Source organism: Fretibacterium sp. (assembly GCF_057312375.1).
The window spans coordinates 1-9,694 of record NZ_DBHLDX010000071.1 but is presented as its reverse complement, the minus strand read 5'-3'; the positions used below and the strand labels follow the sequence as shown (position 1 = coordinate 9,694).

At 64.9% G+C, this 9,694-nt stretch carries 10 protein-coding genes; all 10 read right to left on the bottom strand.

What is annotated here, in order from left to right; all coding sequences use genetic code 11:
- Positions 1-394 (bottom strand): lipoate--protein ligase family protein (locus tag ACO41U_RS09000; protein ID WP_485943298.1); only part of this gene is annotated, 394 nt, incomplete at its 3' end.
- Positions 395-804: 410 nt separating this feature from the next.
- Positions 805-1,527 (bottom strand): hypothetical protein, encoded by a 723-nt coding sequence (locus ACO41U_RS08995; protein WP_485943296.1) that lies wholly within the window; start codon positions 1,525-1,527, stop codon positions 805-807.
- A gap of 79 nt (positions 1,528-1,606) precedes the next feature.
- Positions 1,607-2,338: a lysozyme inhibitor LprI family protein gene (locus tag ACO41U_RS08990; protein ID WP_485943294.1), complete on the bottom strand. Its 732-nt coding sequence runs from the start codon at positions 2,336-2,338 to the stop codon at positions 1,607-1,609.
- A gap of 126 nt (positions 2,339-2,464) precedes the next feature.
- Positions 2,465-3,184, bottom strand: coding sequence for a hypothetical protein (locus ACO41U_RS08985; RefSeq protein ID WP_485943292.1), 720 nt, complete (start codon positions 3,182-3,184; stop codon positions 2,465-2,467).
- A gap of 65 nt (positions 3,185-3,249) precedes the next feature.
- Entirely contained in the window at positions 3,250-3,708 is a 459-nt protein-coding gene (locus tag ACO41U_RS08980; RefSeq protein ID WP_298780559.1) for a hypothetical protein, read from the bottom strand.
- Between the two features lie 69 nt (positions 3,709-3,777).
- A complete protein-coding gene (locus ACO41U_RS08975) occupies positions 3,778-4,503 on the bottom strand; it encodes an ABC transporter ATP-binding protein (RefSeq protein WP_485943290.1) in 726 nt (241 codons plus the stop codon).
- 1 nt (position 4,504) lies between these two features.
- Complete coding sequence (locus tag ACO41U_RS08970; protein ID WP_485943288.1) at positions 4,505-6,406, bottom strand: branched-chain amino acid ABC transporter ATP-binding protein/permease; 1,902 nt, start codon at positions 6,404-6,406, stop codon at positions 4,505-4,507.
- Positions 6,403-7,299, bottom strand: coding sequence for a branched-chain amino acid ABC transporter permease (locus tag ACO41U_RS08965; RefSeq protein WP_485943286.1), 897 nt, complete (start codon positions 7,297-7,299; stop codon positions 6,403-6,405). Before ACO41U_RS08965 ends, ACO41U_RS08970 begins: the two co-directional genes overlap by 4 nt.
- A gap of 110 nt (positions 7,300-7,409) precedes the next feature.
- Positions 7,410-8,552 (bottom strand): ABC transporter substrate-binding protein, encoded by a 1,143-nt coding sequence (locus ACO41U_RS08960; protein WP_298780566.1) that lies wholly within the window; start codon positions 8,550-8,552, stop codon positions 7,410-7,412.
- A gap of 286 nt (positions 8,553-8,838) precedes the next feature.
- On the bottom strand, positions 8,839-9,435 hold the full coding sequence (locus tag ACO41U_RS08955; protein WP_298780568.1) for a hypothetical protein: 597 nt from the start codon (positions 9,433-9,435) through the stop codon (positions 8,839-8,841).
- Positions 9,436-9,694 lie beyond the last annotated feature (259 nt).

The window sequence follows — 9,694 nt, the reverse complement described above, 5'->3', positions numbered from 1 at the left end:
AGACCTTTTTGCCCTCCACGGTGATGTCGTTCCGGCCCGTGAACTCCGCGTCGATGCCCAGCCGTTTCAGGGCGCCGACGACCGGCGAGGCGAACTTGAGGAACGGGTTTTCCTCCTCACCGCCGCTCCGAAACGGGGCGATGAGGGAGTATTGCAGGTTCCTGAGGTCACAGTAGATGGCCCCTCCGCCGGAGAGCCGGCGCACCACGCGGATGCCCCTCTCCCGAACGTAGTCGGCGTCGTACTCGCAGAGGGCGTCCTGATTCCGGCCAATCAGGATCGTCGGCACGTTCTGCCAGACCATCACGATATCCTCCTGAAGGTTCTTCAAGAGGTATTCTTCAAGGGCGTGGTTGTACGCGGGGTCGGTGGACGGGTTTTCGATCAACAGCAACGCTCGGACCTCCTCAATTCGGGGGGTGCCCCTCAAGACGCGCTGCGTCGGGACGCGCCCTCCGTATCGCGTCCCGACCCGACGCCCTCCACAGCCCGTCGGGCCATTGCCAACGGCCACAGGTGCCGACGCACCAAAACCATCCCGCAGGCGGGCCATTTCCGGTCTGTCGAAGGAGGGGCCGGGAGGGACTTCATGCCTTAACCTCATGCCTCACAGCACTTTTCCGTATAAGTATACCATGAGCGCTGGACGCGGCACCCAGTGGGGCGAGCGCGGGCAAAGGACCAGGCCACATAAAGAGAGCATACCGCCGTATCGTTGTATAAAATTTAAGGAGGAACCCGCCTCTCAGCGGGTTCCTCCTGTCACGTTCGAACGCTTCGAGAACCAAAGAGCCGGAGCGCGCGCTACGGCTTCGGCAGCTTCTGACGGACGTAGGTCCCATCGAGCGTCACGTCCACGTCCGGGGCGATGTCCTGGGACACCACCACCTGCACCCTGTCGCCGTCAAAGGTGAAGGTCGCGCTGCCCTGCCCATCGTAGTCTCCGTCAGCCTTGAGCACTCCTTTCCGCACCGTGCCCTCACCAGACCAGTAGCGGTATTCGACATCCTTCGGCCCCAGGACCAGGTTAGCTTCCATACCGACTCTGACCTCTCCGGCCTCCTTGTCGGTCCATCGGACGGAGAGCCTGCTCGTTTCCCGCCCGTCCTCGCGCCGGACGTAATAGCCTTGGGGGCCGTCGGGGCGATCCTGAAGGAATATCCGCTCCGCGAGGTCCGGCAGCGCCTCTGCACGCATTCCGGTCACCGTCGTGTAGGCTTCGAGGGCCGTGTAGTCGTCCTCCGTCATATAACGCCTGGCCGCCGCGTCGCGCCCCTTCCTCACCCACTCCGCCTGATCCGCCTTCAGGGCCTCGATCCCCGCCTCCGAGAGGCCCTCTTCCTTCAGGATCTTGGACCAAGCTTCGTTCAGAGCTCTGTCGGCCTCGGCAAAGCCCCGGTCCTTCATCATCTCGCGATACTCCGCATCACTCAGCCCCGCGGCCGGCCCCGCCAGCGCGCCAAGGCAGAGCGCCCCACAGGCGGCAAACGCCGCCAACAGGCCAAAAAGACGTGAGGGTCGTACCATGATCCGTCGTTCCTCCTTAATAAATCAAATAAGCCAAATCGTCCGGAGGGCAGTCCTCCCGCCGCCGGACGCCTGCGCGCTACGGCTTCGGCAGCCTCTGACGGACGTAGGTCCCATCGAGCATCAGGCCCATGTCCGTGGTGTTCGAGGCGATGTCCGGGGAATCCACCACCTGCACCCTGTCGCCGTCAAAGGTGAAGGTCGCGCTGCCCTGCCCCTCGTACTCTCCCTCAAGCTCAAGCACTCCTTCCCGCACCGTGCCCTCGCCGAACAGGGTGCGACTTTCGCAGACGCCTGGCCTCAGGGACAGTCTGGACTCCGCGCCGACCCGGACCGTTCCGGCCTTCTTGTCGATCCACCGGACGGAGAGCAGCCCCGTCTCCCGCCCGTCCTCGCGCCGGACGTAATAGCCCTGGGGACCGTCGGGGTGATCCTGAAGGAAGATCGGCTCCACGATGTACGCCAGCTCGTCCACGCGCTCCGAGGTCGCCGACGCATAGGCCCGAACGGCCGTGTAGCCGAACTCTGCCATATTGCGCCTGGCCGCCGCGTCGCGCCCCTTCCTCACCCACTCCGCCTGAACCGCCTTCAGGGCCTTGATCCCCGCCTCCGAGAGGCCCCCCTCCTTCAGTATCCTGGACCAGGCTTCGTTCAGAGCTCTGTCGGCCTCGGCGAAGTCCCGGTCCTTCATCATCTCGCGATACTCCGCGTCGCTCAGCCCCGCGGCCGGCCCCGCCAGCGCGCCGAGACAGAGCGCCCCACAGGCGGCAAACGCCGCCAACAGGCCAAAAAGACGTGAGGGTCGCACCATGTCCGTCGTTCCTCCTTAATAAGCCAATCGTCCTGAGGGCGGTCCTCCCCGCCGCCCCCAGGCTAAAACTCCGTCATCAACAGGGAGCCGTCCTCGCCGCTCCGGTTCAGGACGAAGCGCCGCGCGCTACGGCTTCGGCAGCTTCTGACGGATGTAGGTCCCCTCGATCGTCACGCCCAAACCTACGGTGCTCGACGAGAAGCCCGGAGACGCCACCACCTGCACCTTGTCGCCCTTAAAGGTGAAGGTCGCGCTTTCCTCCTCGTCCAAGGCCTTGAGCACTCCCTTCCGCACCGTGCCCTCGCCGAACCAGGCGCCACTTCGGACGTTGTCCGGCCGCAGGACCACGATAGCCTCCGCGCCGACTTTGACCTCTCCGGCCTTCTTGTCGGTCCACCGGACGGAGAGCCAGCCCGTCTCCCGCCCGCCCTCGCGCCGGACGTAATAGCCCTGGGGGCCGTCGGGGCGATCCTGAAGGGAGATCCGCTCCGAGAGGCCCGGCAACTCCTCCGTACGCCTCACGGTCTCCGTCGTGTAGGCTTCGAGGGCCGTGTAGCCGCTCTCCATGATGAGTTTGGCCTGCGTGTCGCGTCCCTTCCTCACCCACTCCGCCTGATCCGCCTTCAGGGCCTTGATCCCCGCCTTCGACAGCCCACCTTCCTTTAATATTCTGGACCAGGTTTCGTTCAGCGCGCCGTCGGCCCTGGCGAAGTCCGAGTCCTTCATCATCTCGCGATACTCCGCATCGCTCAGCCCCGCGGCCGGCCCCGCCAGCGCGCCAAGACAGAGCACCCCACAGGCGGCAAACGCCGCCAGCAGGCCAAAAAGACGTGAGGGTCGTACCATGTCCGTCGTTCCTCCTTAATAAGCCAATCGTCCGGGGGGCAGTCCCCCCGCCGGATGCCTGCAGGCTAAAACTCCGTCATCAACAGGGAGCCGTCCTCACCGCTCTGGTCCAGGACGAAGCGCCGCGTCACGCCCTCCCCGTCCACGTAGGAGATCCCGTTGTTGGGTATGGTACCGAAAAACATCATGCGGACCAGGAGCGGGCGCCCCGGCAGCAACTCCTTCTGCCCGTACCGTTCCTCGACGTCGAAGCTCACCTTCCCCTCCTCGCTTATCTCCGTGAAGGTGAGCCTAAGCACCTTGAGGTCCCGCACCGCCCTCTCCGCCGACAGGAGGACCTTCGCCTGAGGTTCCCCCTCAAAGGCGGTGCACTCGTCGTATTCCGTGACGCCGGCCAGCGCGTCCTCCGCCCACTCCGCCCGCACCTCCGGCGCGGCGGCGGCCGGCGCCGCCAGCGTCAGGACCGCCAGAGCCGCCAGCACGAGGACGAACCCACCCGCAAACTTCTCAACCATGCTCCTCATGTTACGTACCTCCGTTCCGTTTCCGTCGCGGCGCCCATTTCCGCCGCCTCAATAGAAGCTTAAAAAACGCTATCCGCCGAGGTAGGCGCTCCGGACGCGCGCGTCGTTCAAGAGCTCCTCTCCCGTTCCGGAGAGGGCCACGGCGCCCACCTCCAGGACGTAGGCCCTGTGCGCGATCTTCAGCGCGGCCCAGGCGTTCTGCTCTACCAACAGGATGGTCCGGCCCTGCGCGTTGATGGCGCGGATGATGTTGAACACCTCCTCCACCAGGATAGGGGCCAGGCCCAGCGACGGCTCGTCCAGCATCAGGAGGTTCGGTCGGCTCATCAGGGCGCGGCCCACGGAAAGCATCTGCTGCTCGCCGCCGGAGAGCGTTCCGCCCTTCTGCCTCCGCCGCTCCCTGAGGCGCGGAAAGAGCGTGAAGACGTGCTCCAGGTCCTCCTCAACGCCTGCGGCGTCGTTCCGCGTCCAGGCCCCCAGCCGCAGGTTCTCCTCCGCCGTCAGGTGGGGCAGGATGCGGCGGCCCTCCGGGCTCAGGGCGATGCCCATCTTCACGCGGTCCTCCGTGGGCCTGCCCTGCAGGGGGACCGTCTTCCCATCGGGGGTCCGGAGGTCCATGCGCGCCGCGCGGGACGGCGTCAGCCCCATGATGGAGCGGATGACGCTGCTCTTGCCCGCGCCGTTCGCGCCGATGAGCGTCACGACCTGCCCCTCCTCGATGGAGAGGGACACGTCGCGCACCGCGTGGATTGCGCCGTAGTGTACGTTCAGCTTTTCGACTTCGAGCAGGCTCATCTCAGGCCCCCTCCTTCTGCGCCGCGCCCGCGCCGAGGTAGGCCTCGATGACCCCGGGGTCGCGCCGGATTTCCTCCGGCGTGCCGCGGGCGATGAGCCTGCCCTGGTCCAGCACGTGGATCGTGTCGCACACGTTCATGACCACCTTCATGTCGTGCTCGATGAGCAGGATCGTGAGGTGGAACTCGTCCCGCAGGCGGCGGATGAACTGCATCAGCTCCGAGGACTCCTGGGGGTTCATCCCCGCCGCCGGCTCGTCCAGCAGCAGGAGGCGGGGGGCCGTCCCCAGCGCGCGGGCGATCTCAAGCCGCCGCTGCGCGCCGTAGGGCAGGGCCGACGCCCTCTCGTTCGCGTAGGACGCCAGGCCAAGCCGACCCAGGAGCTCCTGCGCGCACTGGCGCACGCCCGTCTCCTCTCGGATCACGTCCGTAAAGACAAAGGGCAGGAGCGACATCCACCAGTAGGTCCTTCGCCGCACCCAGGCCCCCACCATGACGTTCTGCAGCGCCGTCTCGTTCGCAAAGAGGCGGATGTTCTGGAACGTCCGGGAGATGCCCTCGCGGCAGACCTCGTGAGGGGGCCGACCCGTGATGTCCCGCCCCATGAAGCGGACCGATCCGGACGCCGGCCTGTAGAAGCCGCTGATAGCGTTGAAGGCGGAGGTCTTGCCCGCGCCGTTCGGCCCGATGAGCCCCGCGATGGCTCCCTCCTCCACGTCCAGGGAGAGGCCGTCCACTGCCGTCAGCCCTCCGAAGCGCAGGGTGAGGTCCCGCACCTCCAGCAGGGGGCCGCCCTTCGGCAGGGGCGCGGGGGCCCGGTAGGTCAGGGCAAAGCTCCCGCCGCCCCCCTCCGCTTCCTTCCGGCGCCTCCGGGGGAAGAACCAGCTCCAACTGAACTCGCGCATCCCCAGGATCCCCTCGCGACGGAAGATGATGACCGCGATGAGCAGGACCGAGAAGATCACCATGCGCATTCCGGGGATGCCGGGGATGCGCAGCGAGCCGATGATGATGGGGTTCTCGACGAAGCGAAGCCACTCCAGCATCACGGTGACGAGCGCCGCGCCCACGATGGAGCCCGTGACGGACCCCAGCCCGCCGATGACGACGATCATCAGGATGCTGTAGGTCTGCGTGATCATGAACATGCGCGGGTCGATGGTCGTGATGAGGTTCCCCATCAGCGCGCCGCCCAGGCCGGCGCCGAAACAGCCCAGCGTGAAGGCCAGCACCCTCATTCGGAACGTGTTGATGCCCATCATGCGCGCGGCCGCGTCGTCGTCGCGCACGGCCCGCATGGCGCCGCCCGTGCCGCTGTTCAGCATGGAAACGGTACAGACCAGCACTGCCGCCAGGCAGCCCCAGCTCATCCAGAGCGTCGTGTGGGGCGGGATGCCCTTCAGGCCCAGGGAGCCGTTCGTCAGCGGCGTGAGGTTCGTGATGAGGATGCGGATGATCTCGGCAAAGCCCAGCGTGGCGATGCCCAGGTAGTCGCCGCCGAGGGACAGGACCGGCAGGGCCACCAGCCAGCCGAAGAAGGCTGCCGCGAGCCCTGCGGCGAGGATGGAGATCAGGAAGGGGGCGTTCACGTCCAGGAGCCACGGGAGGATGGGGTCCAGGATCCACATGGCCTGCTTCTGGGCCGCGGGCAGGACCAGGAGGGCGGAAACGTAGGCGCCGATGGCCATGAAGCCCGCGTGTCCCAGGGAGAACATGCCCGTGACGCCGTAGACGAGGTTCAGGCTCAGGCCCAGGATTCCGTTGACGGCGACGAGGTTCAGGATGCGGACCCAGTAGCCGTTCAGGAAGGAAGGGGCCTCGTTCAGGAACCAGGCGAACAGGCAGGCGGCAGCGATGGTGAGGCACCTGCTGCAAATATTCCGGTTGATGTCCCCTCGTGTCATATCTTGTCCTCCATTTTCTCGCCCAGGAGCCCCGTGGGGCGGAACAGCAGGATGAGGATCAGGATCAGGAAGGCGAAGGCGTCCTTGTAGCCCGAAACCACCGGGAAGAAGGCCACGAACATGATCTCCACGAACCCCAGGAGGAGGCCGCCGATCATGGCGCCCGGCACGGAGCCGATGCCGCCCAGCACCGCGGCGATGAAGGCCTTGATGCCCGGCGTCATGCCCATGAAGGGCTCCACCCGTGGATAGCGCAGCGCCCACAGGATGCCCGCCACGGCCGCAAGGGCGGAGCCGATGCCGAACGCCAGGGCGATGATGCGATTTACCGAAACGCCCATCATGCGCGTCGCCTCGATGTCAAAGGAGATGGCGCGCATGGCGAGGCCGGGCTTCGTCCGGTAGATAACCCACACGAGGAGGGCGACCAGCAGGAAGGAGATGGCGGGGACGACCAGCCCCAGCGGGATGAGGCGCACGCCGCCGCCCACCAGGATGGGTTTCATCAGGAGCGGGGGCTGCACCACGGGGCGCGGCATTCCGGTGAAGACGACGACGGCGAAGTTCTCGATGAAGAAGGAAACGCCGATGGCGCTGATGAGCGCGGAGATGCGCGGCGCGCGGCGCAGCGGACGGTAGGCGATGCGGTCCACCAAAAGCCCGCAGGCCGTCGTGCCCGCAATGGCGAGGGCGACGCCCACGATCCATGGAAGCCTGTAGACGATGGTCGCGAAGTACACGAAATAGGCCCCCAGCATGAAGATGTCGCCGTGGGCGAAGTTGATGAGGCGCAGGATGCCGTAGACCATCGTGTAGCCCACCGCGATCATCCCGTAGAGCGAGCCCAGGCTCAGGGCGTTGACGAAATGCTGGACGAAGATGTTGAGAGTCAAGCCATTACCTCCCTGCATCCGAAAAATTCAAAAAAGGGGGAAGGGCCTGCGCAGGCCCCTCCCCCGTCCTGTCGCTCTCACGCGGAGGGCGTGCCGAAGCGCTCCGGAGGCTAAATCTCCGGCTTCACCAGTCCGAGGAAGGTCTTCTTTCCGTTCCGAATCTCGACGATCCCCATCTCCTTCTCAGCGTCGTGGGTGGCGTTGATGGTGGTCATCCCCGTGACGGTCGGCAGGTCCTTCGTCCCCTCCAGGGCGTCGCGGATCTTCTCCGGCTCGGCGCTCCCCGCGCGCGTGATGGCGTCCGCCAGCATGACGTAGCAGTCGTAGCCGAGCGCGCAGTTCACGTTCGGGGCCTTGTCCGGGTGCTCCTTGTTCCACTCCGCGGTGAACTGGGCTGCCACGGGGTTCATGTTCTCCATCGAGGGGTCATAGGCGAAGGTGGTGTGCAGGAAGCCCTCCACCGCGTCGCCGCCCAGCGTGACGATCTCCGGGTTGTCCATGGCGTCCGCGCCGATGAAGCGGAACTCCGCCCCCAGCTCCCGCGCCTGCTTCAGGACGATGGCGCCCTCCGCGAAATAGGCGGGGAGGAAGACGATGTCCGGCTTCTTGCTGATCAGCTCCGTCAGCTGCGCCGTGAAGTCCTGGTCGCCGGACTGGTACTTCAGCTCCGCCACGATCTCGCCGCCCATCTTCTCGTAGGCCTGCTTGAAGAAGGCGCCGAGGCCGACGCTGTAGTCGTTGGTGACGTCCACCAGCGTCGCCGCCCTCTTGAAGTCGAGGTTCTTGAAGGCGTAGGTCGCGGCGCCGGCGCCCTGGAACGGGTCGATGAAGCAGGCGCGGAAGTAGTACCGCTTGCCCTGGGTCACCAGCGGGTTGGTGCAGGAGGTGCCGATCACGGGGACCCCCGCCTTCTCCGCCACCTCACCGCCCGCCATGGCCAGCGAGGAGCCATAGGTGCCAATGATGGCGTTGACCTTGTCGTTCTCGATGAGGCGCGTGACGGCGTTGGCCGCCTCCACCTTGTCGGACTTGTTGTCCACCACGATGAGCTCAACCTTCTTGCCGAGGATCTCAGGGTTCAGCTTATGGGCCAGCTGCGTGCCCTCAAGCTCCAGTTGCCCGCCAAAGGCGTTCTGCCCCGTCAGACAGTTGAAGACCCCGATCCGGATGACGTCGTCCGCTCCCATGGACGCGCCGGCGATCGTCAGCGCCAGGGCCGACGCCAGCAGGAGAGCCGTGAAAAACTTACGCATCACACCATCACTCCTTCCCGATTTTCCCCGTGGCCGGTCGCCCCGGGGCAAAAAATTTCCGACTGTTATGAACATGGGTCTGCCCCTTTCGGGGAGCCATGCGGTTGACCGTTTAACTCAGCCAATGTTTGCATTATTTAAAATGTTATTTTACCCCATCCGCTCCCGATACGCAACGGGGGCGTTCTGCGGCTTCAGGCAGCGGCGCCCCCGTTTTGAGGCTAGTCGTCTCTTTCCGACCGCCAAGAGTAAGCGTGTGGAGCGGCTGGCTTCCTCGCCGGTCCCGTCAGTCGTTCCACTCGGTTTCCAGGGAGAGGATGGCCCAGGTGTCCTTCCCGTTCCACTTGTACGGCTTGGCCACGGCCTGGAACTTCGCGGGGCGCTCCTTTTTGTTCTCCACGTTGTAGAGCTCGCCGCTCATGTTGACGACCTTCCCCTCGCGGGAGGCCTGCTGTACGTCGGCATAGTACACCGTTTCGCCCTCTGCCTTCTCGAAGTGGTAGAGCTTTCCGTCGAAGTGGCAGCGCGGGTCGGAGTCCGTCACGCTCTGGTTCTTCAGGTCCAGGTCGAAGTACTTCTTCACGGACTCGACGACGAACTTCCCCTCGATCGTCAGGGTCCCATGGGGACACTCCTTGTCCTTGCAGAGCTTGATGCGGCTCTTGTAGTTGTTGATGTAGTTATGCCGGATGCCGAAGCGGATCAGGTCCGAAACGTCGAGGTCCAGGTCGAAGTCGTAGAGACCCACCTCCGTGAAGTTGCTGATGAAGACGCTCATCCTACGCATCTCATCCTTGCCGAACTGCGCCGCCGACGCCCCGCAGGCCAACGTCAGCGCCAGCAGCGCAGCGAGGACCACAGAAGCCTTCAACCGTTTTTTCATAGTTTGATCCCTCCATAAAAATTTTCTTTCACGACGCTACCTTGGGGCTCCCCGGCTGTGACGGCAGTGATCTCCACCACAGCTCAACCCAAAGTTCTTTTATTATAATAGCTATTTGAGGGCCAGTACACCCCTCGCTGAGCGATCGACGTGGTGTTTTCGCTAGATTGTCAATCCAAGAGGTTAAGCCAGCTCTGACCTTGCACCCGCTGGGTGCAGCAGAAAACGTGAAAAAACCGTCTTGGTCACATCCACATCT

Bases quoted from the DNA above. Each gene is read 5' to 3' on its own strand.
- ACO41U_RS08970 (WP_485943288.1), bottom strand. From the start codon at position 6,406: ATGACACGAGGGGACATCAACCGGAATATTTGCAGCAGGTGCCTCACC.
- ACO41U_RS08960 (WP_298780566.1), bottom strand. From the start codon at position 8,552: ATGCGTAAGTTTTTCACGGCTCTCCTGCTGGCGTCGGCCCTGGCGCTG.
- ACO41U_RS08980 (WP_298780559.1), bottom strand. From the start codon at position 3,708: ATGAGGAGCATGGTTGAGAAGTTTGCGGGTGGGTTCGTCCTCGTGCTG.
- ACO41U_RS08990 (WP_485943294.1), bottom strand. From the start codon at position 2,338: ATGGTGCGACCCTCACGTCTTTTTGGCCTGTTGGCGGCGTTTGCCGCC.
- ACO41U_RS08975 (WP_485943290.1), bottom strand. From the start codon at position 4,503: ATGAGCCTGCTCGAAGTCGAAAAGCTGAACGTACACTACGGCGCAATC.
- ACO41U_RS08955 (WP_298780568.1), bottom strand. From the start codon at position 9,435: ATGAAAAAACGGTTGAAGGCTTCTGTGGTCCTCGCTGCGCTGCTGGCG.
- ACO41U_RS08985 (WP_485943292.1), bottom strand. From the start codon at position 3,184: ATGGTACGACCCTCACGTCTTTTTGGCCTGCTGGCGGCGTTTGCCGCC.
- ACO41U_RS08995 (WP_485943296.1), bottom strand. From the start codon at position 1,527: ATGGTACGACCCTCACGTCTTTTTGGCCTGTTGGCGGCGTTTGCCGCC.